The 25,051-nt window shown below is 51.3% G+C and carries 27 protein-coding genes; 13 read left to right on the top strand and 14 right to left on the bottom strand.

Going from position 1 to position 25,051, the window contains the following annotated elements; all coding sequences use genetic code 11:
* Nucleotides 1-18 precede the first annotated feature (18 nt).
* A complete protein-coding gene (gene lipA, locus GF617_RS01545) occupies nucleotides 19-984 on the top strand; it encodes a lipoyl synthase (RefSeq protein WP_181622651.1) in 966 nt (321 codons plus the stop codon).
* An 84-nt stretch (nucleotides 985-1,068) separates the two neighbouring features.
* On the opposite strand, the gene tatE is transcribed toward lipA, so the two are convergent.
* Nucleotides 1,069-1,272, bottom strand: a complete 204-nt coding sequence (gene tatE / locus GF617_RS01540) for a twin-arginine translocase subunit TatE (protein WP_014069320.1) — start codon at nucleotides 1,270-1,272, stop codon at nucleotides 1,069-1,071.
* 126 nt (nucleotides 1,273-1,398) lie between these two features.
* On the bottom strand, nucleotides 1,399-2,187 hold the full coding sequence (locus tag GF617_RS01535; RefSeq protein ID WP_203450917.1) for a deaminated glutathione amidase: 789 nt from the start codon (nucleotides 2,185-2,187) through the stop codon (nucleotides 1,399-1,401).
* Nucleotides 2,188-2,254: 67 nt separating this feature from the next.
* On the opposite strand from GF617_RS01535, the gene crcB reads away from it, so the two are divergent.
* Entirely contained in the window at nucleotides 2,255-2,638 is a 384-nt protein-coding gene (crcB, locus tag GF617_RS01530) for a fluoride efflux transporter CrcB (protein WP_181622649.1), read from the top strand.
* A gap of 219 nt (nucleotides 2,639-2,857) precedes the next feature.
* Here crcB and cspE read toward each other — a convergent pair whose 3' ends face one another.
* From cspE to GF617_RS01495, 7 genes are all read right to left on the bottom strand, one after another.
* Complete coding sequence (gene cspE, locus GF617_RS01525; RefSeq protein ID WP_000034825.1) at nucleotides 2,858-3,067, bottom strand: transcription antiterminator/RNA stability regulator CspE; 210 nt, start codon at nucleotides 3,065-3,067, stop codon at nucleotides 2,858-2,860.
* A 189-nt stretch (nucleotides 3,068-3,256) separates the two neighbouring features.
* Nucleotides 3,257-3,874: a lipid IV(A) palmitoyltransferase PagP gene (gene pagP, locus GF617_RS01520; RefSeq protein ID WP_375289243.1), complete on the bottom strand. Its 618-nt coding sequence runs from the start codon at nucleotides 3,872-3,874 to the stop codon at nucleotides 3,257-3,259.
* A gap of 120 nt (nucleotides 3,875-3,994) precedes the next feature.
* Complete coding sequence (locus GF617_RS01515) at nucleotides 3,995-7,111, bottom strand: efflux RND transporter permease subunit (RefSeq protein WP_203450916.1); 3,117 nt, start codon at nucleotides 7,109-7,111, stop codon at nucleotides 3,995-3,997.
* Nucleotides 7,108-8,313: an efflux RND transporter periplasmic adaptor subunit gene (locus tag GF617_RS01510; RefSeq protein ID WP_203450915.1), complete on the bottom strand. Its 1,206-nt coding sequence runs from the start codon at nucleotides 8,311-8,313 to the stop codon at nucleotides 7,108-7,110. The genes GF617_RS01515 and GF617_RS01510 overlap by 4 nt, the downstream gene beginning before the upstream one ends.
* Nucleotides 8,310-9,566, bottom strand: a complete 1,257-nt coding sequence (locus GF617_RS01505) for a TolC family protein (protein ID WP_203450914.1) — start codon at nucleotides 9,564-9,566, stop codon at nucleotides 8,310-8,312. The genes GF617_RS01510 and GF617_RS01505 overlap by 4 nt, the downstream gene beginning before the upstream one ends.
* An 11-nt stretch (nucleotides 9,567-9,577) precedes the next feature.
* Nucleotides 9,578-9,892, bottom strand: coding sequence for a copper-binding protein (locus GF617_RS01500; protein ID WP_181622645.1), 315 nt, complete (start codon nucleotides 9,890-9,892; stop codon nucleotides 9,578-9,580).
* 54 nt (nucleotides 9,893-9,946) lie between these two features.
* Nucleotides 9,947-10,348, bottom strand: coding sequence for a hypothetical protein (locus GF617_RS01495; RefSeq protein WP_181622644.1), 402 nt, complete (start codon nucleotides 10,346-10,348; stop codon nucleotides 9,947-9,949).
* 343 nt (nucleotides 10,349-10,691) lie between these two features.
* Between GF617_RS01495 and dcuC the strand changes: the two genes are divergently transcribed.
* A complete protein-coding gene (gene dcuC / locus GF617_RS01490; RefSeq protein ID WP_181622643.1) occupies nucleotides 10,692-12,065 on the top strand; it encodes an anaerobic C4-dicarboxylate transporter DcuC in 1,374 nt (457 codons plus the stop codon).
* Between the two features lie 91 nt (nucleotides 12,066-12,156).
* Nucleotides 12,157-12,966 carry a ribonuclease I gene (gene rna / locus GF617_RS01485; protein WP_203450913.1) on the top strand — a complete coding sequence of 270 codons (810 nt, stop codon included), beginning with the start codon at nucleotides 12,157-12,159 and terminating at the stop codon, nucleotides 12,964-12,966.
* Here the strand turns inward: rna and GF617_RS01480 are convergent.
* Together GF617_RS01480 and GF617_RS01475 are read right to left on the bottom strand one after the other, a co-directional pair.
* Nucleotides 12,963-13,574 (bottom strand): flavin reductase family protein, encoded by a 612-nt coding sequence (locus tag GF617_RS01480; RefSeq protein WP_181622641.1) that lies wholly within the window; start codon nucleotides 13,572-13,574, stop codon nucleotides 12,963-12,965. The two genes, rna and GF617_RS01480, sit on opposite strands and share 4 nt — an antisense overlap.
* Before the next feature lie 89 nt (nucleotides 13,575-13,663).
* The gene (locus GF617_RS01475; protein WP_181622640.1) at nucleotides 13,664-14,494 is read right to left on the bottom strand and encodes an alpha/beta fold hydrolase; all 831 of its coding nucleotides are present in this window, start codon (nucleotides 14,492-14,494) and stop codon (nucleotides 13,664-13,666) included.
* A gap of 255 nt (nucleotides 14,495-14,749) precedes the next feature.
* Here GF617_RS01475 and rnk point away from each other — a divergent pair, with 255 nt between their 5' ends.
* The 3 genes from rnk (at nucleotide 14,750) to uspG (ending at nucleotide 15,944) form a co-directional block, all read left to right on the top strand.
* Nucleotides 14,750-15,160: a nucleoside diphosphate kinase regulator gene (gene rnk, locus GF617_RS01470; protein WP_181622639.1), complete on the top strand. Its 411-nt coding sequence runs from the start codon at nucleotides 14,750-14,752 to the stop codon at nucleotides 15,158-15,160.
* Nucleotides 15,161-15,298: 138 nt separating this feature from the next.
* On the top strand, nucleotides 15,299-15,388 hold the full coding sequence (yldA, locus tag GF617_RS27400; protein ID WP_275943328.1) for a small membrane protein YldA: 90 nt from the start codon (nucleotides 15,299-15,301) through the stop codon (nucleotides 15,386-15,388).
* A 127-nt stretch (nucleotides 15,389-15,515) separates the two neighbouring features.
* Complete coding sequence (gene uspG, locus GF617_RS01465) at nucleotides 15,516-15,944, top strand: universal stress protein UspG (protein WP_181622638.1); 429 nt, start codon at nucleotides 15,516-15,518, stop codon at nucleotides 15,942-15,944.
* 61 nt (nucleotides 15,945-16,005) lie between these two features.
* On the opposite strand, the gene ahpF is transcribed toward uspG, so the two are convergent.
* Entirely contained in the window at nucleotides 16,006-17,571 is a 1,566-nt protein-coding gene (gene ahpF, locus GF617_RS01460) for an alkyl hydroperoxide reductase subunit F (protein WP_181622637.1), read from the bottom strand.
* Nucleotides 17,572-17,746: 175 nt separating this feature from the next.
* Nucleotides 17,747-18,310 carry an alkyl hydroperoxide reductase subunit C gene (gene ahpC / locus GF617_RS01455; protein WP_181622636.1) on the bottom strand — a complete coding sequence of 188 codons (564 nt, stop codon included), beginning with the start codon at nucleotides 18,308-18,310 and terminating at the stop codon, nucleotides 17,747-17,749.
* A gap of 657 nt (nucleotides 18,311-18,967) precedes the next feature.
* On the opposite strand from ahpC, the gene GF617_RS01450 reads away from it, so the two are divergent.
* From GF617_RS01450 to GF617_RS01440, 3 genes are all read left to right on the top strand, one after another.
* The gene (locus GF617_RS01450; protein ID WP_181622635.1) at nucleotides 18,968-19,867 is read left to right on the top strand and encodes a LysR family transcriptional regulator; all 900 of its coding nucleotides are present in this window, start codon (nucleotides 18,968-18,970) and stop codon (nucleotides 19,865-19,867) included.
* A 167-nt stretch (nucleotides 19,868-20,034) separates the two neighbouring features.
* Complete coding sequence (locus GF617_RS01445; RefSeq protein ID WP_181622634.1) at nucleotides 20,035-21,258, top strand: phosphoadenosine phosphosulfate reductase; 1,224 nt, start codon at nucleotides 20,035-20,037, stop codon at nucleotides 21,256-21,258.
* Entirely contained in the window at nucleotides 21,243-21,869 is a 627-nt protein-coding gene (locus GF617_RS01440) for a ParB/RepB/Spo0J family partition protein (protein WP_203450912.1), read from the top strand. The genes GF617_RS01445 and GF617_RS01440 overlap by 16 nt, the downstream gene beginning before the upstream one ends.
* Here GF617_RS01440 and GF617_RS01435 read toward each other — a convergent pair whose 3' ends face one another.
* Nucleotides 21,870-23,030, bottom strand: coding sequence for a pyridoxal phosphate-dependent aminotransferase (locus GF617_RS01435; protein WP_181622632.1), 1,161 nt, complete (start codon nucleotides 23,028-23,030; stop codon nucleotides 21,870-21,872).
* Between the two features lie 125 nt (nucleotides 23,031-23,155).
* Here GF617_RS01435 and GF617_RS01430 point away from each other — a divergent pair, with 125 nt between their 5' ends.
* Genes GF617_RS01430 through GF617_RS01420 form a run of 3 tightly spaced genes read left to right on the top strand, consistent with a single transcriptional unit; the run spans nucleotide 23,156 to nucleotide 24,995 of the window.
* Entirely contained in the window at nucleotides 23,156-23,770 is a 615-nt protein-coding gene (locus tag GF617_RS01430) for a methylthioribulose 1-phosphate dehydratase (protein WP_181622631.1), read from the top strand.
* The gene (gene mtnC / locus GF617_RS01425; RefSeq protein WP_181622630.1) at nucleotides 23,767-24,456 is read left to right on the top strand and encodes an acireductone synthase; all 690 of its coding nucleotides are present in this window, start codon (nucleotides 23,767-23,769) and stop codon (nucleotides 24,454-24,456) included. The genes GF617_RS01430 and mtnC overlap by 4 nt, the downstream gene beginning before the upstream one ends.
* Complete coding sequence (locus GF617_RS01420; protein WP_203450911.1) at nucleotides 24,453-24,995, top strand: acireductone dioxygenase; 543 nt, start codon at nucleotides 24,453-24,455, stop codon at nucleotides 24,993-24,995. Before mtnC ends, GF617_RS01420 begins: the two co-directional genes overlap by 4 nt.
* The last annotated feature ends 56 nt before the right edge of the window (nucleotides 24,996-25,051 follow it).

Here is a 25,051-nt window from a genome sequence, read left to right as displayed (position 1 = left end):
AACTGGAACACGCATGCTATGAGTAAACCCATTGTGATGGAACGCGGTGTTAAATACCGCGATGCCGATAAAATGGCCCTTATCCCGGTTAAAAACGTGGCTACAGAGCGCGAAGCGCTGTTAAGAAAACCGGAATGGATGAAAATCAAACTACCGGCAGACTCTTCGCGTATCCAGGGGATCAAAGCGGCGATGCGCAAAAATGGTCTTCATTCTGTCTGTGAAGAAGCCTCTTGCCCCAATCTTGCTGAATGTTTCAACCACGGCACAGCCACATTTATGATTTTGGGTGCAATCTGTACCCGTCGCTGTCCGTTCTGTGATGTTGCTCATGGCCGCCCTGTTGCGCCAGATGCTAACGAACCACAAAAACTGGCTCAAACTATTGCCGATATGGCACTGCGCTATGTGGTCATTACATCCGTTGACCGTGATGACCTGCGTGATGGCGGTGCTCAGCACTTCGCTGACTGCATCTCCGCCATTAGAGAAAAGAGCCCGAGCATTAAAATTGAAACGCTGGTTCCTGACTTCCGTGGCCGTATGGATCGTGCGCTGGAAATTCTGACTGCCACGCCGCCAGATGTGTTTAACCACAACCTGGAGAACGTGCCACGCATTTACCGTCAGGTTCGCCCTGGAGCTGATTATAACTGGTCACTTAAGCTGCTGGAGCGTTTTAAAGAAGCGCATCCGCATATCCCGACTAAATCAGGTTTGATGGTTGGGTTAGGTGAAACAAATGCCGAGATCGTAGAAGTCATGCGCGATCTGCGTCGTCATGGCGTAACGATGCTGACATTAGGTCAGTATCTGCAGCCGAGCCGCCATCACCTGCCTGTACAACGTTACGTCAGCCCGGATGAATTCGACGAAATGAAAGCCGAAGCAATGGCGATGGGCTTTACCCACGCAGCGTGCGGTCCATTTGTTCGTTCGTCATATCACGCTGACATGCAGGCGAAAGGCGAAGAAGTAAAATAACACAGTAATATTTATTTACAGTTCCGAGATAAAAAAACCGGCCATTTAAGCCGGTTTTTTTTCGCAAGCCCACAGGCAATGCTATTACTCTTTGTGAGAAAGCTTCTCAGCAGGGACATCATCTTCGGCGCTTTTCTTCGCTGCCGCGTCATCGTCATTCATCGCTTTTTTGAAGCCTTTAATTGCAGCACCCAGGTCGCCACCCAATGTGCGTAACTTCTTGGTACCAAACAGCAGGACAACCAGTGCGGCAACCACCAGCAGTTTGGTAATACTAATCTCACCCATAGATACCTTCTTCACATAAAACAGGCTGCATTCAGCACCCAAAACCTGATCTTATTAACGGTCATTTGACGCGCGCACACAATAGCAATCTGTAACAAGGTGAATCAAGCATTGTTGAAAAAAACATCACAATAATTGCGGTGGCGCAAACCGGCGATTACGAAGAACCGGTAACTGCTGGCGCGCCTGTGCAACCCGCTTCGTATCAATCTCAGCGAGCAACAGTGCAGGACCTTCAGCAGCAGCGGCTACGGTGACACCGAATGGATCCACAACCCGGCTTTGGCCGATATTTTTATTACCGCATTCTCCCGCAGCCACGACATAACACGTGGTATCAAGTGCGCGCGCAGCAAGCAAAGTTGCCCAGTGATGCTCCTTGAGCGGACCTTTAACCCATGCCGCAGGTAAAACCAGCACATCAGCACCTTTTAAGGCTAAATTCAGTGCCAGCTCAGGGAAACGTACATCATAGCAAGTCATCAACCCAATACGGACACCTGTAACATCGATCAATTCCGGAACCCGCTTTCCCGGATCGACCAATCTTGATTCCTGAAGATTGAAGGCATCATAGAGATGCAACTTGGCGTATTGCGCGATAACGACACCATCACGTATTGCCACCAGCGTATTGACCGCACGTCCCGGCGCAGAAGGAATATGGATAGTCAGGATGGTCGTCATGGTTTTGCCGGTACTGGCCTCCAGCAGTGATTGTAAAAACCCCCCTTCCAGAGGCTGAGCCGACTTTACTGATAAATCTGGGTCATCGTCAGCTCGTGCCAGCAGAGCTTCGGGCAGCACCAGCATAGAGGCCCCTTTTCGCCACGCTTGTGCCATCAAATCGATGCATATCTGCGCGTTCTCTTCCCAGACAGGAGTCACCGCAAACTGCCCTACCGCAACATACATATTTGTCCCCTCAGCGAAAACAGCGTTACACTCGATGTCCTTACACATCAAATAGCAGGTATTTACAGTGTTTCAACTACTTTTAGCCGTTTTTATTGGTGGTGGCACGGGTAGCGTTGCGCGGTGGTTCTTAAGCATGCGGTTTAATCCCATGCATCAGGCGATTCCAATGGGGACTCTGGCGGCAAACCTTATTGGTGCATTTATTATTGGTATGGGGCTCGCCTGGTTTAACCGGATGACAAATATCGATCCGGTATGGAAGTTGCTGCTCACAACCGGCTTCTGCGGCGGCCTGACGACTTTCTCGACATTCTCGGCGGAAGTGGTGTTCCTTTTTCAGGAAGGCCGCGTGACATGGGCACTAACCAACATTGCCATCAATCTGTTCGGCTCATTTGCGATGACGGCGATCGCATTTTGGCTTTTTTCTTCTGCCAGCCCACAATAACAACAAAACGTTAATGTTGGCTTAATTTTTCTCTGTCACTCTGGCTGCAAGACTGAATGAGGGTGATGGTATGAAAGAGAGTTTGATGAGTGCGGGGATGGTGTTGCTGAGCGTTCTTATCATAGCCAGTTTTCTGAAAATGTATCTGATTGGCTGATTTATAACGAAAAAAAACCCGCTCAATGAGCGGGTTTTGAAATTCTTGCTGACGCGTCTGAATTACAGAGCGATTACGTTAGCAGCAGAAGGGCCTTTGGCACCGTTAGTGATTTCAAACTCAACACGCTGACCTTCAGCCAGGGTTTTGAAACCATTAGTCTGGATTGCAGAGAAGTGTACGAACACGTCTTTGCTGCCATCTTCCGGAGTAATGAAACCGAATCCTTTGGACTCATTAAACCACTTAACGTTACCTTTAATCTTAGACATCAAAATTACCTTTACATGAAAAAACGACACAAATGCTGTGTCGGTATCAGTACAACAATTGTGGGACGTTTTGTCCAGTGGATCTTTGATAAAAAGTGACAAAAGTCGCGTTAATTTTTCTTGCTGGCTTTTTATCCTTTTGGATTCAAAGCCAGTCTCTTTTTCCGCCAGAACACCGCATTTTTTCAGTTAAAACTGGAACCGCATCCAGGCAAAGTAAACGTTTCCGTTATTGTATGTCCCCGGAATGTACGTCATCTGGAATGTTGCCGGGCCATAACCAACAGAAGCCAACGGCAACAGGACCGGAATAGGGATATATTTCCAGTTATCTCGAGCGGTAAAACCCGCAGTATACCCCAGGCCCAGGCGGAAGTTGTCATCAGCCAGTGGACGCCAGGTTTTCTCCCAGCCGTAACCGCCGATCGGCTCCCACTTGTTGAAAGAGTCTTTAAACGCCATCAGATACAAGCCGTGCCAGTTGCCCTGCTCATCCCACCGGGACTGACCAAAACCAGCCCCCCATGGACGTTCGTTGTATTTATCTGTTTTTTCTTTGTCGTAAGCAAAACGTGCGTGCCACGTTATTGCCGGAATATAGAGATCGTAATGCTCTGGCTCCTTCCAGGTTTGCGCAACGTTATCCGTAAAGGTTGAGAACCACCCTTTGTCCGTCGCGTTTTCGCCTGCCGTTGCCACAGAGGAAAACGTTAACTGCCCAAAAATAAACAATAAAATCAGGAAAAATTTATTTCGTACGATCACAATGCAATTACCATTTTTAGTATTCGAGGCAAAGTTTACCACAGAATAGTTGAATGGATACTTAACAGCATCGCCGTCATTCCTAATTAACCACGATAAATCTGGGAATATTCTGAGAAATGAATACCTGCATGCCAAAATAATAGCATGCAGGATGTACCTTTAACGCTGATGTAACAACTTATAGAGTGCAGGAATAACCAGCATGGACAGCAACGGCGCAGTCACCATGCCTCCGATCATAGGTGCAGCAATGCGTTGCATCACCTCTGATCCACTGCCGCCTCCCCACATAATGGGCAGCAATCCTGCCATGATGGTCGCAACGGTCATCACTTTCGGCCTGACTCTCAGCACCGCGCCTTCGTGGATAGCCCGCATCAGCATCGCATTTCCTCCCTCAGGTTCGCGGCTATGATATTTATCCAGGGCATGATTTAAATAGAGAACCATTATTACGCCAAACTCGGCGGCGACACCGGAGAGGGCTATAAAGCCAACCGCCCCCGCCACGGAAAGGTTATATTCAAGCAACCATAGCAACCATACTCCACCAATGAGCGCGAAGGGTAATGTCCCCATTATTATCAGGACATCTGAAATACGTTTAAAGGTGAGCCATAGAAGTATAAATATAATCATTAGCGTTACCGGCAGGACTATTTGCAGCTTAGCCGTTGCACGCTCAAGATATTCAAATTGCCCTGACCAGGAGAGGGAAACCCCTTGCGGCAACACCACATGCTCCGCCACTCGCTTCTGCATCTCATCAACGGCAGACTTCAAATCTCGCCCACGCAGGTCGACATAAATCCAGTTTGAAAGCCGCGCGTTCTCGCTTTTAAGCATCGGCGGCCCCTCGGTCACAACAATATCCGCCAACTCGCCCAGCGCCACCTGGCTACCATTCGCGGTCACCACCGGCAGTACCCGTAACTTATCGATATTATCGCGCAAATCACGTGGGTAACGCAGGTTGACAGGGTAGCGCTCCCGCCCCTGAATCACCTCACCGATGTTATCGCCTCCCACCAGCGTAGAGACCATACTTTGCAGTTCGTCGACCGAAACGCCATAACGCGCCGCTTTCTGCCTGTCGATACGAATATCCACATAGCGGCCACCCGCCAGCCGCTCTGCAAGTGCTGATGTTACCCCTGGGACCTGTTTCACCACATGCTCAATTTGCTGTGCAACACGCTCAATGTCAGCAATATTATTGCCGTTCACCTTAATCCCTACCGGGCTTTTTATCCCCGTCGCCAGCATATCCAGCCGGTTACGGATCGGCGGAACCCACACGTTGGCAATCCCCGGAACTGACACCGTTTTATCCAGCTCTTCCACCAGTTTTTGCGTCGTCATGCCAGGCCGCCACTGGTCACGCGGTTTAAAGTGAATCGTCGTCTCCAGCATCGTGAGCGGCGCAGGATCGGTCGCCGTGTCTGCCCTTCCCACTTTACCAAACACACTCGCCACTTCTGGTACGCTTTTGATCAACCGATCTGTCTGCTGGAGTAGTCTTGATGCTTCACGGGCGGAAATCCCCGGCAGCGTTGATGGCATATACAGTAAATCGCCCTCATCCAGCGGCGGCATAAACTCACTGCCCAGGCGGCTTAATGGCCAGAACGTAACGAGCAGTAACACAAATGCAAGCGCCAGCGTGGTTTTTGGGAAAGAAAGCACCCGATCCAGAATCGGCTCATACAGACGGATCAACACCCGATTAACAGGATTTGCCTTTTCATCCGGAATGTTCCCGCGAATAAAATATCCCATCAAAACCGGAACCAAAGTAATCCCCAGCCCCGCTGCCACCGCCATTGACCAGGTTTTGGTAAACGCCAGCGGCGAGAACATGCGCCCTTCCTGCGCCTCAAGGGAAAACACAGGAATGAACGACAGCGTAATAATCAGCAGGCTGCAAAAAAGTGCAGGCCCCACTTCCACCGCCGCGCGTTCAGCCAGATGCCAGTAATCCGCTGACGATGGCGTTTTATCGGGATGATCATGCCGCCACTGCTCCAGTACCTTATGCATATTTTCAATCATCACAATCGCGGCATCCACCATTGCCCCAATGGCAATCGCGATTCCGCCAAGCGACATGATGTTGGCGTTGATGCCCTGATAATGCATCACCACAAACGCTCCCAAAATCCCGAGTGGGAGCGAAACAATGGCCACCAGCGCAGAACGGAAGTGGAACAAGAAAAGCGCACAAACCACGACGACGACAGCAAACTCCTCCAGGAGTTTATGGGTCAGCGTCTTGACCGACTCTTCGATGAGCGTTGAGCGATCATAGACCGGGACAATCTCCACCCCTTGCGACAAGGCTTTTTGCAGTTCGCGCAGCTTATCTTTCACGGCATGGATCGTCTCCAGCGCATTCTGCCCGTAGCGCATCACCACGACACCGCCTGCCACTTCACCCTCGCCATTCAGCTCAGCCACACCGCGACGGATTTCAGGACCAAAGCCGATGGTCGCCACATCTTTTAAGAGAATCGGCACACCATCACGGCTGGTGATCACCACATTGCGGAAATCGTCCAGTGAACGTAAATAGCCGGTGGTGCGCACCATATACTCCGCTTCGCCCATTTCCAGCAATGCACCGCCACTCTCCTTATTGGCCGCCTGAACGGCACTGGATAACTGGCTATGGGTTATATTCAGTGCGCGCATCTTCGCAGGGTCCGCCACAATCTGGTACTGACGAACCATTCCGCCAACGCTGGCCACTTCCGAAACGTTGGGAACCGTCTTCAGTTCAAACTTCAGCGTCCAGTCCTGCAACGCCCGTAAATCTGCCAGGCTATGTTTGCCGCTTCGGTCGATCAACGCATATTCGTAGATCCAGCCGACGCCCGTGGCGTCCGGCCCCAGCGACACTTTTACACCCGCCGGAAATTGCGACTGCACCTGGCTTAAATACTCCAATACTCTGGCGCGCGCCCAGTAGAGATCTGTGCCATCTTCAAACAGCACATAGACATAGGCATCACCAAACATCGAAAAGCCACGTACCGTTTTGGCGCCAGGAACAGAGAGCATCGAGGTGGTGAGCGGCCAGGTTACTTGATCTTCAATCACCTGTGGCGCTTTGCCTGGGTAGCTCGCTTTGACGATAACCTGCACGTCCGATAAGTCCGGCAGTGCGTCCAGTGGAGCACGCTGTACTGCCCACATCCCCCAGCCCGCCATAACGACTGCGGCGAGGATCACCAGCAGCCGGTTACGTAATGAGGCCCGAATAATCGCCGCAATCATTGCGCCACCTCCGGTATCACGCTACGGAGGCTGGCCTCAGAGTCAATCAGGAACTGCCCAGAGGTAACCACGCTATCCCCCACGTTTAACCCCGAGCGAATTTCCGTCCATCCCTGAGCCGTGATCCCCGTAGTCACCTCTATGGGTCGGAAGTAGCCATCCCCCGTGGCAAGCAACAACCGGGTTGACTCACCACTGTTAATGACCGCCTCTTCCGGCACAGCCAGCACCGGAGCGTGCTGCACCACCTCACTTCGTGACACGTTGAGATACATGCCCGGTTTGAGCTTCTGCCCGGAATTATCCAGCACGATACGGGCTTTCAGTGTTCGCGTGATGGTTTCCATCTGCGGCAGCAATTCACTGACCGTGCCGTGGAATTGCTCTCCCGGCCAGCTCTCCGTTGTCGCCACCATTTTGCTGCCCACGGTAAGGGACTGCGCCTGCGTTTGCGGGTAGTCGATCACCAGCCATACCGGATCGCGCTGGGCTATCTCAAAAAGCGGTGTCATGGCGGCAATTTGTGCGCCTTCCCGCACATCGAGTTTCACGACATAACCCGCTTTTGTTGCCCGAAGGGTTAGCGTGGTCTGGGGTTTTCCACTTCGTTCCAGCGCGCGAATCACCTCTTCAGGCATAAACTGCAATGCCAGTCGTTCGCGGGCTGCACGAGTCAGACCAGGGTCACCAAGCTTGCGCACGGCCAGATATTCCTGCTGCGCAGTCGTCCATTGCGGAAGCCAGAGCTGCGCCAAAGGTTCACCCGCTTTCACCTGTTGCTGCGGCGCACTGACAAACAACCGTGACACCACACCGTTTGCTGGTGCAGACACCACCGTCACACTGCGTTCATCGGTTGTTACTGTGGCAAACGCCGAGAAGGGTGAAACTAACTGCCGCATTTGTGCGTTGGCCGTTTTCATGCCGAGGTTTTGTTGCTGCTGCGTGCTAATTCCCACACGGGCAGCCCCTTTCTCCTCATCGGCATAGCGTGGAACCAGCTCCATATCCATAAAAGGTGATTTACCGGGTTTATCAAAACGCTGGCCAGGCATCATCGGGTCGTACCAGTAAAGCACTTTGCGCTCAGCGGATTGAGAAGACGTCGCTGGTTGATGAGTCTGCTTTTGCCCTGCGTAGTAACCGCCACTGGCCGCCAGCAGGACAGCGATCGCGATCGCCGTTAAGGTTGTTTTTTTCATCGAGCCAGCTCCTGCGGGATCAGCCATTGGATCGCGGCCCAGGTGCGCGCCATTTCGCGCTCAGCCTGATTGGCCGCCAGTTCGGTATCCAGCACGCTGCGGCGTGCCTCCAGCAGCCCCGGAAGATCGGTCTGTCCCGAGCGATACTGCGCCGTCATCACATCCAGACGCTGGCGCTGTAACGGCAATATCTCCTGGCGTTGTCTCTGCCACAGCGTTTGCGCCGCCTGGTACTGCGCAACCAGTGACTGAACCTGCGCAACGTGCTCACGTTTGATCAGCGTGAGCTGGTCGACGGCCTGCATTGAGCGGGAAACATCTGCGGCATAATCTTTATCCTGGCGTTTAGACTGGAAAATAGGCAGGTCAACGCTGAACATCACCCCCGCCATATCGTCATATCCTTCAGCCCGGTGAGCGTAGAACACCTCAACGTCGACATCAGGAATAGCGGCAACTGCGGACTGAGCAGAACGGGCTTTCGCGGTTTCCGCCTCGCGCCGGGCAGCTTCGACTTCCGGATGCTGAATGATGGCCTCCTCAAGCATTTTTTCATCCGCAGGCAAACGCTGATAGCGTGGGAGAGGTCCGCTCACCGCTGAGATTGATTGCCCCGTCAGTTGCAACAAACGACTTTGCGCCAGTTGAACATCACGAAGGGCAAGCGTCTCTTTATCGCGCATGGCGCTCAGTGTCATCTGCAATGCCAGAACACTATCAGGGGTTGAACTTCCTGCCCCTACGCTGGCTTTTTGCACACCTCCCTGGCGCTCTGTCTCGCTCACCAACGCTTTAGCCATTTTCAGCCCCTGCTGCGCCAGAGCCAGATCCAGCCATGCCTGTGCGGTATCACGTTGAAGGGCCGCACGAATGGCTTCAGATTTTGCCAGGACGCCCCTGGCCTGCGCCTGAAATGTTTGCGCCTTACGCTCCCGCTTTTCCGAACTGACGTAGCTTTGCATGATGCCTATTTTTTGCATCGTCATGCCTTCACGCGTCAGTCTGCGGTCGTTACTGCCCTGTACGGGGACGTTTTCAATACCAAATTTCAGTTTGGGATCGGGAAGCTGGGTGGCAGAATCGGCCATTGCATCCAGCGCCTGTGCTTCGTTACGACTGGCAGATAGTTCAGCAGAATAACGCTGGGCTTCGGTCAGGGTTTGTTCGAGCGTCCACGGCTCCGCCTGTACGGCAGAGCTCAGCAGCCCGAACAACACCCCACCGAGCCACAGGCTCAGTGTGTGTTGTTTCATGGAAACCTCGCTTAGCGCAGTGGCGTCAGCGAGACGATGTGAAAACCGTCACCCGACCGTTCAAGCGTGAAGGTCACCTTGTCTCCCGGTTTTGCGCCATTCAGCGCCGCATTCGCAGACAAGGTAAAAGGCATCGTCATGGCCGGCCATTTCAGTTCTGGAATGGCATCGTGCTGGAGCATGACAGACTGTTCGGAAAGAGACTGAACAACGCCTTGTCCCTGCCAACGCTGGACAGACGGTACGGATACCTCGTTTGCCTGAGCGGCAAGAGGTGAAAAGGACAGCGATGCGCCAAGCAGCGCGGAAAAGAATAATGCACGCATGATAAAGCTCCTGTTAAACGTAAATTAAAATAAATTCAACGAATTAACAGGTTTTTACTCTCTAAACCGGCAAAAACGGATCGTTGCCGGCGGCCCTGCTGCGGGAGGGGTAACAGACCATACTGAATGACGAACTGAGGTGCATTCTGGCGTATTGAGGGAAAGGCTCATCGCCGCAGGAAGTGCGACCAGATGCGGCTGTGCCGGATCTTTTTGTGCCTGCTCTGGCACGCAATGTTTTTCACACAGCGCGGAGGCATCGACAGCGTTATGAGGGCTGGGTTTTGCCACCATATCCATATGCTGGATAGCGGCGACGTCTCCCCGAAGGTTCATTGAGCAATCGTGAGAAGCGACAGCAACCTGGCTCTGGATCAACAACCAGCCAAACGCAATCAAAAACATCAGCAGATGTTTTTTGAGAAAGCGCAGACGATAGGTCCAGTTGGCGTGCATATCAGCGTCATCAGAGTGAACGAAAGTGGCTCGAGTATAGGCAGGGAGTGAAATGAATGAAAAGTGCTTTTAAATAGTTTTACTTTCTTAATCAATTGCCTGATGAAACACACCCAACTATCTAACATTTCAGTTTCAATTTAATGACATACAATCATGATTAAGATGGTCAATCGCGTCATGACATAAATGACGCAGCAATGGCAAAATATCGTCGATATCTTCTTTAGTAGTCTGTTTATTGATTTTAATCAGCAATGACAGACCATTATTTCGGCACATTTCTTCCTTCTTTTTTTATTGACTATTTGTGCTCTCGGGCAGCAAGGATACAGGGGAAACCATGCTTACGTTTATCGAGCTCCTTATCGGAGTCGTCGTCATCGTCGGTGTCGCGCGCTACATCATCAAAGGCTACTCAGCAACCGGCGTCTTATTCGTTGGCGGTCTGACGCTACTCATAATCAGCGCATTGATGGGCCATAAGGTCTTACCGGCCAGTGAGACCACGACGGGGTACACCGCAACCGACATCGTGGAATACATCAAGATCCTGCTGATGAGCCGCGGCGGTGATCTCGGCATGATGATCATGATGCTGTGTGGTTTTGCCGCCTACATGACCCATATCGGTGCAAATGATATGGTCGTAAAGCTCGCCTCTAAACCACTGCAGTACATTAACTCTCCTTACCTGCTGATGATTGCGGCTTATTTCGTTGCCTGCCTGATGTCACTAGCCGTCTCCTCCGCGACGGGGCTTGGCGTATTGTTAATGGCGACCCTGTTCCCGGTGATGGTCAACGTAGGAATTAGCCGTGGTGCAGCCGCCGCCATTTGTGCCTCTCCGGCAGCCATTATTCTTTCGCCAACATCAGGCGACGTGGTCCTCGCCGCTAAAGCCGCTGAAATGTCGCTGATCGACTTTGCCTTTAAAACCACGCTGCCAATTTCCATTGCCGCCATTATCGGCATGGCAGTTGCGCACTTTTTCTGGCAGCGCTATCTCGACAAAAAAGAGAACATCAGCCACGAGATGCTGGATGTGAGCGAAATCACCACCACTGCACCGTCGTTCTACGCCATCCTGCCCTTTACTCCGATCATCGGGGTGCTGATTTTTGACGGGAAATGGGGCCCTCAGCTACATATCATCACCATTCTGGTCATCTGTATGCTGCTGGCTGCGGTTCTGGAATTCGTGCGTGGCTTTAATACACAGAAGGTTTTCTCGGGTCTGGAAGTGGCCTATCGTGGTATGGCGGACGCCTTTGCGGGCGTGGTCATGCTGCTGGTCGCCGCGGGCGTCTTTGCTCAGGGGCTTAGCACAATTGGCTTTATCCAGAGTCTGATCTCCATCGCCACGTCGTTTGGTTCAGCCAGTATCATCCTGATGCTGGTGCTGGTCATTCTGACCATGCTAGCGGCAATGACGACCGGCTCCGGTAACGCCCCGTTCTACGCCTTTGTCGAAATGATCCCTAAACTGGCGCACTCTTCCGGCATTAACCCGGCTTATCTCTCTATCCCGATGTTGCAGGCGTCAAACCTGGGACGCACCATTTCCCCGGTTTCCGGCGTAGTGGTAGCCGTTGCCGGGATGGCAAAAATCTCGCCATTTGAAGTGGTAAAACGCACATCGGTTCCGGTCCTTGTTGGTCTGATCATCGTGATCATCGCGACTGAAATTCTGGTTCCAGGAACGGCCGTCAGCTAACGGTTCTCTGCACACAAAAAGCGCCTACGGGCGCTTTTTGTGCTTTAATCGTTCCCGTAAATCACTCTCTCTTAATTAATCAGGAATTCAAATGTTCAGAAAGGATGTCGTTATCCCGTCTGGCGCGATGGCGCTTGCACTCTGCGTTTTCTCCGCACAGGCAGAACCGCTTAAGGCCACTCAGTATGCGGATTTCGACCGCTATGTATTGGCGCTTTCCTGGCAAACCGGGTTCTGTCAGAGCATGCACGATCGCAATCGTAATGAGCCTGACGAGTGTCGACTGCAAAAAGAGAGTGCGACCAAAACGGATTTCCTCACGGTTCACGGCTTGTGGCCTGGTCTACCAAAATCGATTGCCGCTCGTGGAGTCGATGAACGTCGCTGGATGCGTTTTGGTTGTGCCACGCGCCCGATCCCCAACATGCCAGAGGTGAAAGGTAGCCGGAAATGTTCGGCGGCTGAAACGGGTTTGTCACTGGAAACGGCGGCAAAGCTCAGCAACGTGATGCCCGGCGCGGGCGGTAACGCCTGTCTTGAACGGTATGAATATGCCAAGCATGGGGTCTGCTTTGGCTTCGATCCTGACGCCTATTTCGGCACAATGGTGCGCATGAATCAGGATGTGAGGAGCAGTGCCCTGGGACACTTTTTAGCGGAAAACTACGGTAAAACGGTGTCTCGCCGCGATTTCAATGATGCCGTAGCCAAAAGCTGGGGCAAAGCCAGCGTTAACGCGGTGAAACTCAGTTGTGACGGGAACCCGGCTTATCTGACGGAAATGCAAATTTCCCTTAACGCCGCGACCATCAACGCGCCACTCTCCTCCGCGTCCTTCGCCCCACAGCCACACCCGGGTAACTGCGGAAAACAGTTTGTGATCGATAAAGTGGGTTACTAAGCCCCAGGACGCACCAGGTCAAAGCGGTGCTCATCGCTGATGCCGTAATACGCCGATGGTCCACCTGCGCGCAGGATGGGCCGCGCTTTCGCGGTCTGGTAGATACCGTCCTCCAGTAACGACTCGGCAATATGAATGCCGACAACTTCCCCTAACACCAGCCAGGTATCAATCGCCGTTCCGTCTGCGCCGGTTAGCTGAATACACTGCGACAAACGACATTCAAAATTCACCGGGCTTTCTGCCACTCGGGACGCGCTCACCAGATGACTCGCCGCTGGCGTCAGCCCGGCAAAGGCAAACTCATTCTCCCCATGCGGTAACATCGCTGATGTTTGGTTCATGGCTTCGGCGAGATCTCGTGTTGCAAGGTTCCAGACAAACTCACCCGTCTCGACAATATTTCGCACACTGTCCTTCCAGCCGTTGCTGGAAAAACCAATGATTGGCGGGCGGTAGTTAAAGCAGTTAAAAAAGCTATAGGGGGCGAGATTCGCCTGACCGGCGTTATCACGTGAAGAGATCCAGCCAATTGGCCGTGGGCCGATAATGGCATTTAACGGGTCATGCGGCAGGCCGTGTCCCTGAGAAGGTTGATAAAAGTACATATTGCTCTCTCAATGGTGGGGCAGCCACGAAATACGCTTCGCTCATTGCCCTGATTCAGGACGATCAGCGTAACGCAATCCGCCCCAGATTAAGACTGAATAAATTTCAGCAAATCGTCATTAATCTGCTGTTTTTCGGTGGTGCAGATCCCGTGCGAACCGCCGGGATACACTTTCAGTTGGGCATCAGGCAGGATCTCCGCCGCCACTTTCCCGCAGGTTTCGAATGGCACGATTTGATCGTCATCGCCATGGATCACCAGCGTCGGAATGGTCATCTTTTTCAGATCTTCGCGCAGGTCAGTTTCTGAGAAGGCTTTTATGCAGTCGTACATTGCCTTAATCGAGCCCTGAAGCCCCTGCTCAACAAAACTTTCCCGAACCGCTTTTGACTCTTTCGCACCAGGGCGGTTATAGCCATAAAATGCAGCGGTAAGTTCATAGAAGAATGCAGCCCGGTCATTAACCACCCCATCCCGAATACCATCAAACACCTCTTTAGGAACCCCGTTCGGGTTGAAATCGGTTTTGATCATAATCGGTGTCACCGCACCTATCAGTACCGCTTTTGCTACCCGAGCAGTACCGTGGCGACCAATATATCGCGCTACTTCTCCCCCGCCCGTCGAATGGCCGACGTGAACGGCATCTTTCAGATTCAGATGTGCTGTCAACGCAGCAAGATCGTCAGCGTACTGATCCATGTTATGCCCGTCCCACGGCTGTGCCGAACGGCCATGACCCCGGCGATCGTGCGCAATTACGCGAAATCCTTTTGACCCCAGATATAACATTTGATCTTCAAAAGCATCTGCCGTCAGTGGCCAGCCATGGCTAAAGACAATCGGCTGCCCACTTCCCCAGTCCTTAAAGTGCAAATAACTGCCATCTTTCAAGGTAAGTTTGTCGTAATCGCTCATGAGATCTCCTCAACGGAACACAGAATGCGGATAGTCACCCCGGAAAGGGCGCTTAAAAAGGATAATGCAAATTTGCGAGGGATCACGTTTTTCGCCAAAAATTCATATGCACCATGAATGTGATGTGCATCACTTCAAACTTGCGCGCACAGACAGTATCATCGGAAGAGTTAAAACCCTCGCTGCCAGACGGCGAGGGTTTTCTTTTGGATTGGTTTCTGCGGTACACGCAGCATTAACGACATGGAGTAATAAATGTCCAGACCCACAATTATCATTAATGAACTCGACGCAGAACGTATTGACAGGCTCCTGGAAAAACCAGAATTCGCCTCACTGCCGATTGCCGACGCGCTGAATGCCGAACTGGATCGGGCACAGATGTGTACACCCGAGTCCATGCCGCATGATGTGGTGACGATGAACAGCCAGGTCAAATTCCGCGACCTCACAACCGGTGAGGAACGTACCCGCACGCTGGTGTATCCCGCGCAAATGACGGACAGCAGCACACAGCTTTCGGTTCTTGCACCGGTTGGTGCGGCACTGATTGGCCTGCGTACCGGCGATACTATCCACTGGGAATTGCCTGGCGGCGTTTCTACACACCTGGAAGTGCTGGAACTGCTCTACCAGCCAGAAGCAGCGGGCGATTACCTGCGTTAACCCCACCTAAACACGCGCTCACTGCGCTGCACAGAGGATGCAAAGGCATCCTCTTTCTGTAATTTCACACATTCTTACTATTTATCACAAAAACACCTTAATCCAGGCTTAATCCGTTTCAGTGCCGCGGGGACGGTCATGGGTGAAGTGCTGGGCATCACCATTGCATTTCTTATTTTTATGGCGATCATCGTCACGGCAGTGCTTTATCTTGAGCGCTACTGGTAACGCCTCCACTCTACAGCCCCACTCAAAGAAAACCTCCTCAGCATTAAAAAGTGCCAGACAGATATCAGAAACGCATACTATTTTGTGCTTGAATGGTTTTAGCGTTTATAAACAAGGAGAAACGGGTATGTATAAGAGAATCATTATGCCGGTTGATGTTTTCGAAATGGAACTAAGCGATAAAGCCGTACGTCACGCAGAATTCCTCGCGCAACAGGAGGGCATTATTCACCTCATGCACGTCTTGCCAGGTTCGGCCAGCCTGAGCCTGCACCGTTTTGCCGCCGATGTGCGTCGCTTTGAGGAGCATTTGCAGCACGAAGCAGAAACCCGTCTGCAAACGATGGTAGGCCATTTCAGCATCGATCCATCACGTATAAAAACGCACGTTCGCTTTGGCAGCGTGCGTGATGCCGTCAATGAACTGGCGGAAGAAATAAAAGCTGACGTAGTTGTTATCGGCTCACGTAATCCGTCTATCACCACGCATCTGCTGGGGTCAAATGCCTCAAGCGTGATCCGCCACACGCACATTCCGGTGATGGTCGTCCGATAACAAAAAAAGGCCACCTTTCGGTGGCCTTCTGATTTTGCAGGTGTCGCCTTACTTTCTTTTCTTATGCTGTTTTCGTACGAATCAGATAATCAAACGAGCTTAAAGAGGCTTTCGCGCCTTCGCCTGTCGCGATGATAATCTGTTTGTACGGTACGGTCGTACAGTCGCCCGCCGCAAATATGCCTTTTACGCTGGTTTCGCACTTCGCATCAATCATGATTTCGCCCATGCGGTTGCGCTCAATTGCGCCTTCCAGCCATGTGGTATTCGGCAGCAGACCAATCTGAACGAAAATGCCCGACAACGGCACACTGTGAACATCGCCACTCACGCGGTCACGGTATTCCAGCCCGGTCACTTTGCTGCCATCGCCCTTCACTTCCGTCGTCTGTGCATTCAGCACGATATCGACGTTCTTCAGGCTACGGACTTTATCCTGAAGGACCTGGTCTGCTTTCATTTCAGGTGCGAACTCCAGCAGGGTAACGTGTTCAACAATCCCCGCCAGATCAATCGCGGCTTCCACACCGGAGTTCCCGCCACCGATAACCGCAACACGTTTACCTTTAAACAATGGGCCATCACAGTGCGGACAGTACGTTACCCCTTTGGTACGGTACTGATCTTCACCTGGCACGTTCATGTTGCGCCATTTAGCGCCAGTTGCAATGATAATGCTGCGTGCTTTCAACACTGCGCCAGACGCGGTTTCAATCTGGTGTAAGCCACCTTCAACGGCTGCCGGAACCAGTTTGCTGGCACTCTGGCTGTCGATCACATCGACGTCGTAATCGCTCACGTGGGCTTTCAGAGCACCGGCAAGTTTCTGGCCTTCGGTTTTTGGTACAGAAATGTAGTTTTCAATATCAACGGTATCGAGGACCTGACCACCAAAACGCTCGCCCATCAGGCCGGTACGGATACCTTTACGCGCAGAGTAAACGGCTGCCGCCGCACCCGCAGGGCCGGAGCCGACAATCAACACATCGTAGGCATCGCGCTTATTCAGCTCTTCTGCCGCCCGTTTTTCCGCACCGGTATCCACTTTGGCGACAATCTCTGTCAGCGTCATACGGCCCTGACCAAACTCCTGACCGTTCATGAAGACCGCCGGAACGCCCATCACGTTGCGATCGGTAATTTCGTTCTGGAACACACCGCCATCGATCGCGGTATGTTTGATGCGCGGGTTCAGAACCGACATCAGGTTCAATGCCTGTACCACGTCCGGACAGTTGTGACAGGAGAGCGAGTAATAGGTTTCGAACTCAAAATCACCGTCAATATTGCGGATCTGTTCCAGCAACGCTTGCGCTTCTTTTGACGGATGCCCGCCCGTCCATAGCAGTGCCAGAACCAGGGAGGTAAATTCGTGTCCTAACGGAGAACCGGCAAAGCGTGGTCCTTGGTCAGAACCAGGGTTCGTAATCAGGAATGACGGCTTACGTACTGCCAGGCTGTTATCTTCTTTAAACGTCACCTTTGGCGACAGTTCTGCGATTTCCGCCAGCAGTTCCTTGATTTCTGCCGATTTAGCGCTGTCATCCAGCGTGGCAATCAGCTCAACAGGTTTGGTCAGTTTCTCAAGGTATGCCTTGAGCTGGGTTTTCATATTTGTGTCGAGCATTATTCTTCCCTCTCTAAAAACGTCATCATGCAAGCTGCCTTATTCAGGCTGCCGGAATGCAACTTGCATCATGGTGCTGGAAATAAACGGGTGCGGCGCACCCGTTTAAGGATTAATTCGCAAGCATTTCGCATTACAGGAAGGTTGCAACCTGTAGCGTAAAGGCGACTTAAATTTAGATTTTGCCTACCAGGTCTAAAGATGGAGCCAGAGTGGCCTCACCTTCTTTCCATTTAGCCGGGCACACTTCACCTGGGTGGGAAGCAACATACTGAGCCGCTTTGATTTTGCGCAGCAGGTCAGATGCATCACGGCCGATACCTTCAGCGGTAACTTCGATAGCCTGGATAATACCCTGCGGGTCAACAACGAAGGTTGCACGATCGGCCAGACCTTCATCTTCACGCATGTTGTCGAAGTTACGGGTCAGGGCGCCAGTCGGGTCACCGATCATCGCGTATTTGATTTTAGCGATAGTTTCAGAGCTGCTGTGCCATGCTTTATGGGTGAAGTGGGTATCAGTAGAAACAGAGTAAACGTCTACACCCAGTTTCTGCAGTTCGTCGTAATGGTCTGCTACATCACCCAGTTCAGTCGGGCATACGAAGGTGAAATCTGCCGGATAGAAGAAGAACACACTCCAGCGGCCTTCAGTATCTTTCTCGGTAACTTCTACGAATTCACCGTTTTTGAACGCCTGGTTTTTGAAAGGTTTAATTTTAGTGTTAATCAAAGACATCTGTACTTCCTCCGTGTTTTCGTTGAGATGTAAGGTAACCCGCTTTTTTCATCAGGGCTAATGCGTACGCTTTATCAAATCAATCAGTCAAACCTAACAACACGCCTGACCCCGTTAACATCCGCTGAAAGTAAAAAGGCCGCCTCAATGGGCGGCCCTGATACCTGAATTACCCACTGGTATTTCAGTGCCAGCCAAAGCTGGCGTTGCGTTGCGCTCTACATACCCTATATCAAGGCCGTAACAGCCATGTGATTACACCATCGGTCTGGACGTTGAGCAATGCACCGCAGAGGCATTCTTATCTATGGCTGCGATAGGTTTTGCCAAAGAAAGCATCATGTTTGCAGCAAGTAAGCCCAATATAAATAACAGAATGCATCGCGTTATCATGCGGCTGATAAATTCAAAAACATGATAGGTATCACTCTAAACATAAATAACAGTTGTCATTCAAGATGAGACCATCCAGTTTTTAGCATAAAAATAACTTAAAGATAAATTCAGGCGTATTTTAATAATCTGCAATCATGATATATTAAGCAAATATTAAAAAAGAATTAAGTCGATTAACGCAAAAGATTGCGAATAGTTAACCGTCTTCTATAGTTAATGTGTATACATTGACGGGCGTAAACCGCACTCTCAGGATGGACCATGGCCAATCTCTACGATCTTAAAAAATTCGACCTTAATCTTCTGGTCATCTTTGAGTGTATTTATCAGCACCTGAGTATTAGTAAGGCTGCGGAAACACTTTACATTACCCCTTCAGCGGTCAGCCAGTCACTGCAACGGCTGCGTAATCAACTTAACGACCCGCTGTTTATCCGTTCGGGTAAGGGGATCACGCCCACCACCGTAGGGGTCAATCTCCACCATCATCTGGAACAAAACTTAAATCAGATTGAGCAAACCATTAACATCATGCATAGTTCTGAGCTCAAGAAGAACTTTGTTATCTTCTGTCCTCAGGTTATTGCGCCCGGCGCGCTTCTTTCACTGGTTAACTTCCTGATTTCAGAGCACCATTACAAAATCGAACTGCGCGATATGCTGCTTTCACCGGAGTCAGCCGAAGATTTACTCGCCTACCGCAAAGCCGATTTGGTGTTCACTTTTTCACCTGTTAATAACCGCTCCGTTATCTGCTCACGTTTTCGCGTCATCCCGATGATACTTATCTGCAATAAAGATCACCCGCGTCTCGGCGATAAGGCCACCCGGGAAGAGCTGATGAACGAGAATTTCACGCTTTTTCACAGCAATGAGCATGGTGTAAAAGAGTTTCAGGCTCAGGCTGAATCTATATTTCCGGACAGAAACATTGTATTCAGCTCCGACTCTTTCATTTCGATAATCAATATTATCAGCACATCAGATCTGATTGGTTATATTCCTGAAATTGCCTATGAAAGCTATAAAACATCAATGAATGTAAAACGAGTAGAGATACCTTTCGAACTCCCTGTCGCTGAGGTCTATATGCTCTACAATAGAGCATCGCTTAATAGCGCCGTCTTCTCACAAATCATCGAACAAATTCCTCTGGAGTGAGAGGCTATGTTACTTAAATGTCCGAACAAAACATTTAAGTAACATGATTTACGTCATCCTTTTTAGCCATTTAATTCTTTAATCACCCGGTATTTCCTTTACTATCTGCGGCTACATTTCCATTGACGAGACCTGTCCGGTATTCATTACCCAGGAAGTAATTGATCGTGTCAATATATAAATATCCGCTTGCACAGAATGTGCTTGAAGCCGCCGTAGAACGAATTGAATGGGCGCTTGAAAACATTCCTCACGTTTGTGTCTCTTTTTCCGGAGGAAAAGACTCAACCATCATGTTGCATCTCACTGCACAACATGCGAGGAAACAGAACAAAAAAATTAGCGTGTTGTTTATCGACTGGGAGGCACAATTTTCCTGCACCATTGAGCATGTGCAAAATATGCGTGCATTATACCGCGATGTTATCGATCGTTTTTTCTGGGTTGCACTTCCCCTGACTACGCAAAACGCACTCTCACAGTTTCAGCCCGAATGGCAATGTTGGGAGCCAGGTGTTCATTGGGTACGTCAGCCCCCTGAAGACGCCATTACTGACCCCGAATATTTCGATTTTTATCAGCAGGGCATGACCTTTGAAGCCTTCGTCCGCTCATTTTCCGATTGGTTTTCGCAACAACGCCCCTCCACGGTCATGATCGGCATTCGCGCTGACGAGTCCTACAACCGTTTTCTGACTATCGCCAACGCGCGTAAACGGCGTTTTGCCGATGATAAACCCTGGACCAGCGTCGCACCCGGTGGGCACGCCTGGTATATCTACCCTCTTTACGACTGGAAAACAGCCGACATCTGGACCTGGTTTGCCAAAACAGGATGTTGCTATAACCCGCTATATAACCTGATGTTTCAGGCCGGCGTTCCGCCTCGTTATATGCGGATCTGCGAACCCTTTGGGCCTGAGCAACGTCAGGGGTTGTGGCTCTATCATGTTCTTGAACCTGAGCGCTGGGCAGCCATGTGTGAGCGTGTCAGTGGCGTGCGAAGTGGTGGCATCTACGCGGGTCACGACAACCATTTTTATGGCCACCGTAAAATTATCAAACCGGATCATCTTCGCTGGTACGAATACGCCATGCTGTTGCTCGATAGCATGCCGCAAACCACAGCTGAACATTATCGCAATAAAATTGCCGTTTATTTGCACTGGTATCAAAAGAGAGGAATGGATGATATTCCCGATACCCAGGAAGGTGACATAGGTTCAAAAGATATCCCTTCATGGCGACGTATTTGTAAGGTTCTGCTCAATAACGATTACTGGTGTCGGGCACTCTCCTTCAGCCCAAATAAGCCAAATCACTATCAACGCTACAATGCACGGATGAAAAACAAACGCAAGGAATGGGGAATTTTATGCAACAACGATTGATCAAAGAGATGGAAAGCTATCTTCAGTCACTCTCTGAAGCTGAACGGATTGATGCGATAAATACCTTTCGTCACACGATCCATAGGCTTAGCCCGTTCAGGGAACAGCCTATCGATTGCGTGCTATGGATCAAACACGATGATATTTATGCCAATGACTACAACCCCAATAACGTTGCCCCACCGGAAAAACGGCTGCTCAGCCAATCTCTGGAGATAGATGGTTTCACACAACCGATTGTGGTGACGGAGAGCGAACCGCAACATTACGAAATCGTCGATGGTTTTCACCGCCATGAGATCGGTAAAAGCCGGGCCGCGTTAAAACGCCAGTTGAAAGGCTACTTACCTGTTACCTGCCTGCGCAAAGAACGGCAGGAGAAGGTTGATCGCATGGCCGCCACGATCCGCCATAACCGTGCCCGAGGACGCCATCAAATTAACGCCATGTCTGAGATTGTGCGCGAACTGGCATTACTGGGCTGGAGTGAAGTGAAAATTGGTAAAGAACTTGGCATGGACAGCGATGAAGTATTGCGCCTGAAACAAATCAACGGCCTGCTGGAGCTGTTTGCAGACCGTCGATATTCAGAAGCCTGGACGGTGAAGTAATCAGAGCGTATTAAGACGTTCTGCAGCAGCCAGTAGCGTCGATTCCTGCTTCGCAAAACAGAGTCGAATCAGTTTATGCGGAAATGGATCGGCGCAAAAAACAGAGAGCGGGATTGCCGCAACACCGACTTCTTTCGTCAACCACTGACAAAAACTCACATCATCCAGATCGGAAATAGCACTGTAATCCGCCAGCAGGAAATAGGTCCCTTCACAGGGTAAAATCTCCAGACGGCTCTGGCTCAGCGCATTCACAAACAGATCGCGACGTGCACGGTAAAATTCAGGTAACTGTCGATAATGCTCCGGCTCTGCGCGCAACATGTCGGCAATAGCCAGCTGTGCTGGCGTGTTCACCGCAAAAGTCAGGTACTGGTGTACTTTACGCAACTCAGTGCTGATGGCCGCCGGAGCCACACAGTACCCCACCTTCCAGCCGGTCATATGGTAGGTTTTACCGAACGAAGAGACAGCAATCGATCGCTCACGTAATTGAGGATGCGCCAGCACGCTGGCGTGCCCTTCCTCTGCAAAACAGATGTGCTCGTACACTTCATCGCTCAGTACATAGATCTCATGTTCGGCAATGGCCTGCCACAGGGCGGAAAAATCATCTTTACGCCATACGGTGGCTGACGGGTTATGTGGCGTATTGAGGATCACCAGACGGGTTTTATCGCTCAGCAAGGCGGAAAATGCCTGCCAGTCTGGACGAAAATGCGGTGGCTGAAGCGCCACACGTTTCACCACCCCACCGGAAAGTTCTATTGCCGGTGCGTAACTATCGTAGCTTGGGTCGAAACAGATCACTTCATCGCCCGTTCGCACCAGTGCGGTGATGGCCGCATAGAGCGCCTCGGTAGCCCCCGCCGTGACCGTGATTTCGCTATTGGCATCCGGCTTGTAGCCGTACAACTCTGCTGTTTTATCGGAAATCGCATCCCGGAGCGCCTGAGCCCCCGTCATCGGCGCATACTGGTTCGCCCCCTGCGTCACATGGTGAGCCAGACGTTCCTGCAAATAGGTCGGGCCGTCAAAATCCGGGAATCCCTGGGACAGGTTAATAGCGTTGTGCTGCTGAGCCAGAGCGCTCATTTGCGTAAAGATCGTTGTGCCAAGATTGGGAAGTTTGCTCTGAGGAATCAATGCGTTATTGCTCATTGTGTTGTGCCTGCATGTAATACTTATGTTGCTGCCACTATAACACGATGTTAGTCTTTGGCAATCAAGACGCTTAGACGTCTATACGATATAAATATTCCTGGCCGACAGAGGGTAAACGGAAAATGACAGACAACCTGCAACTTACACAACTGGCCGACGCCTGCCGCTGGATTGGCGCAAAAGGGTGGGCCCCTGCAACAGGCGGCAATATGTCGGTACGCCAGGACGAAACGCTCTGCTGGCTGAGTGAATCAGGCAAAGATAAAGGCAGCCTCACGACGGAAGACTTCCTGCAAGTGGAGATCGCCACGAATCGCGCGCCATCGGGTCGTAAACCGTCTGCCGAAACGGGTCTACATACGCTGATTTACCGCCTGTTCCCACAGGCCAACGCGGTGTTACACGTGCACACGGTGAATGCCACGGTGTTGTCGCGCCTGATCAAAGGCCCTGCACTCCAGCTCAGCGGTTTTGAAATGCAGAAATCCCTCTCCGGGCAGACGACGCACCGGGACACCGTCACCATCCCGGTTTTCGATAACGACCAGGATATTGACGCCCTCGCTTCGCGAATCGCCCATTACGCCGAGGAACAAGCGCTTAATTATGGTTTTCTTCTGCGCGGTCATGGCTTAACCTGCTGGGGACGTGACGTGGCAGAAGCCCGACGTCATCTGGAGGGATTAGAATTCCTATTTGAATGCGAAATGCGTTTACGACAACTGGAGAGAGTATGATTCGCGCGATTGTGACGGATATTGAAGGGACCACCAGCGATATCCGTTTTGTCCATGATGTTTTGTTCCCTTATGCGCGTGAGCGACTGGCGGCCTTCGTGACCGCTCAGCAGTACGCCGAACCGGTCAAATCGATTCTGGACAACCTGCGTGATGAAATCAGCAATCCGCATGCCAGCGCCAGCGAACTTACCGACGCTCTGTTTACGTTCATGGATGAAGACCGCAAATCGACGGCACTGAAAGCCTTGCAGGGCATTATCTGGCACGACGGATACGTGAACGGCGATTTTACCGGCCATCTCTACCCGGACGTCCTGCCTGCGCTGGAAAAATGGAAAGCACAAGGCATTGATCTCTATGTTTATTCCTCTGGCTCCGTTGCTGCGCAAAAACTGTTATTTGGCTACAGCGACGAAGGTGATATTACTCATCTGTTCAGCGGCTATTTTGATACCCATGTGGGTGCGAAGCGCGAAACACAGTCGTACAGCACCATCGCCACGCAGATTGGCGTGTCCCCGGCGCAGATCCTGTTCCTGTCCGATATTCATCAGGAGCTGGATGCAGCCGCGCAGGCCGGTTTCCGTACGTTGCAGTTGATCCGTGGTGATGACGATGGCGCGAGTCAGCATCATCAGGTGCACCAGTTTGACGAGATTAATCCGGAGCAGATCCCTTCATGAGCGCATTGACCATTTATTCCGATAAAGATGCCAGCAAACCACAGTGGCACAGCACCAACACCGCCGACATCGCCCAACAACTCAACGCCAAAGGTGTGCGTTTTGAGCGCTGGGCTGCCGATCGCGATTTAGGCCGTGACCCCGCCCCTGAAACGGTGATCGACGCCTATCAGCACGCCATTGACAAACTGGTCGCCGAGAAGGGCTATCAGAGCTGGGATGTCATCAGCCTGCGGGCCGATAACCCGCAAAAAGAGGCGCTGCGTGCCAAGTTTTTGAACGAGCATACACACGGCGAAGATGAAGTGCGTTTCTTTGTCGAAGGCGCCGGGCTGTTTTGCCTGCACATCGGTGACCAGGTTTACCAGGTGCTGTGTGAGAAAAACGATCTGATCTCAGTTCCCGCAGGCACACCACACTGGTTTGATATGGGTTCAGAGCCGAACTTTACCGCAATCCGTATTTTCGATAACCCAGAAGGGTGGATTGCACAGTTTACCGGAAGCAATATATCCCAAGGATATCCGACACTACTATAATAAAGGCTATTATAGTAATTAAATAGAAAGATTAAGAAACTGTCTTAACAACAGCC

This window comes from Lelliottia sp. RWM.1 (genome assembly GCF_016859735.1).
Taxonomy (GTDB): Bacteria; Pseudomonadota; Gammaproteobacteria; order Enterobacterales; family Enterobacteriaceae; genus Enterobacter.
This window is presented reverse-complemented; position numbering and strand designations above follow the sequence as displayed.

What these genes read in the sequence shown, in the direction of transcription:
- lipA (WP_181622651.1), top strand. Translation starts at nt 19, where the DNA reads ATGAGTAAACCCATTGTGATGGAACGCGGTGTTAAATACCGCGATGCC.
- tatE (WP_014069320.1), bottom strand. Translation starts at nt 1,272, where the DNA reads ATGGGTGAGATTAGTATTACCAAACTGCTGGTGGTTGCCGCACTGGTT.
- GF617_RS01535 (WP_203450917.1), bottom strand. Translation starts at nt 2,187, where the DNA reads ATGTATGTTGCGGTAGGGCAGTTTGCGGTGACTCCTGTCTGGGAAGAG.
- cspE (WP_000034825.1), bottom strand. Translation starts at nt 3,067, where the DNA reads ATGTCTAAGATTAAAGGTAACGTTAAGTGGTTTAATGAGTCCAAAGGA.
- GF617_RS01515 (WP_203450916.1), bottom strand. Translation starts at nt 7,111, where the DNA reads ATGATTGCGGCGATTATTCGGGCCTCATTACGTAACCGGCTGCTGGTG.
- GF617_RS01510 (WP_203450915.1), bottom strand. Translation starts at nt 8,313, where the DNA reads ATGAAAAAAACAACCTTAACGGCGATCGCGATCGCTGTCCTGCTGGCG.
- GF617_RS01505 (WP_203450914.1), bottom strand. Translation starts at nt 9,566, where the DNA reads ATGAAACAACACACACTGAGCCTGTGGCTCGGTGGGGTGTTGTTCGGG.
- GF617_RS01500 (WP_181622645.1), bottom strand. Translation starts at nt 9,892, where the DNA reads ATGCGTGCATTATTCTTTTCCGCGCTGCTTGGCGCATCGCTGTCCTTT.
- GF617_RS01495 (WP_181622644.1), bottom strand. Translation starts at nt 10,348, where the DNA reads ATGCACGCCAACTGGACCTATCGTCTGCGCTTTCTCAAAAAACATCTG.
- dcuC (WP_181622643.1), top strand. Translation starts at nt 10,692, where the DNA reads ATGCTTACGTTTATCGAGCTCCTTATCGGAGTCGTCGTCATCGTCGGT.
- rna (WP_203450913.1), top strand. Translation starts at nt 12,157, where the DNA reads ATGTTCAGAAAGGATGTCGTTATCCCGTCTGGCGCGATGGCGCTTGCA.
- GF617_RS01480 (WP_181622641.1), bottom strand. Translation starts at nt 13,574, where the DNA reads ATGTACTTTTATCAACCTTCTCAGGGACACGGCCTGCCGCATGACCCG.
- GF617_RS01475 (WP_181622640.1), bottom strand. Translation starts at nt 14,494, where the DNA reads ATGAGCGATTACGACAAACTTACCTTGAAAGATGGCAGTTATTTGCAC.
- rnk (WP_181622639.1), top strand. Translation starts at nt 14,750, where the DNA reads ATGTCCAGACCCACAATTATCATTAATGAACTCGACGCAGAACGTATT.
- yldA (WP_275943328.1), top strand. Translation starts at nt 15,299, where the DNA reads ATGGGTGAAGTGCTGGGCATCACCATTGCATTTCTTATTTTTATGGCG.
- uspG (WP_181622638.1), top strand. Translation starts at nt 15,516, where the DNA reads ATGTATAAGAGAATCATTATGCCGGTTGATGTTTTCGAAATGGAACTA.
- ahpF (WP_181622637.1), bottom strand. Translation starts at nt 17,571, where the DNA reads ATGCTCGACACAAATATGAAAACCCAGCTCAAGGCATACCTTGAGAAA.
- ahpC (WP_181622636.1), bottom strand. Translation starts at nt 18,310, where the DNA reads ATGTCTTTGATTAACACTAAAATTAAACCTTTCAAAAACCAGGCGTTC.
- GF617_RS01450 (WP_181622635.1), top strand. Translation starts at nt 18,968, where the DNA reads ATGGCCAATCTCTACGATCTTAAAAAATTCGACCTTAATCTTCTGGTC.
- GF617_RS01440 (WP_203450912.1), top strand. Translation starts at nt 21,243, where the DNA reads ATGCAACAACGATTGATCAAAGAGATGGAAAGCTATCTTCAGTCACTC.
- GF617_RS01435 (WP_181622632.1), bottom strand. Translation starts at nt 23,030, where the DNA reads ATGAGCAATAACGCATTGATTCCTCAGAGCAAACTTCCCAATCTTGGC.
- GF617_RS01430 (WP_181622631.1), top strand. Translation starts at nt 23,156, where the DNA reads ATGACAGACAACCTGCAACTTACACAACTGGCCGACGCCTGCCGCTGG.
- mtnC (WP_181622630.1), top strand. Translation starts at nt 23,767, where the DNA reads ATGATTCGCGCGATTGTGACGGATATTGAAGGGACCACCAGCGATATC.
- GF617_RS01420 (WP_203450911.1), top strand. Translation starts at nt 24,453, where the DNA reads ATGAGCGCATTGACCATTTATTCCGATAAAGATGCCAGCAAACCACAG.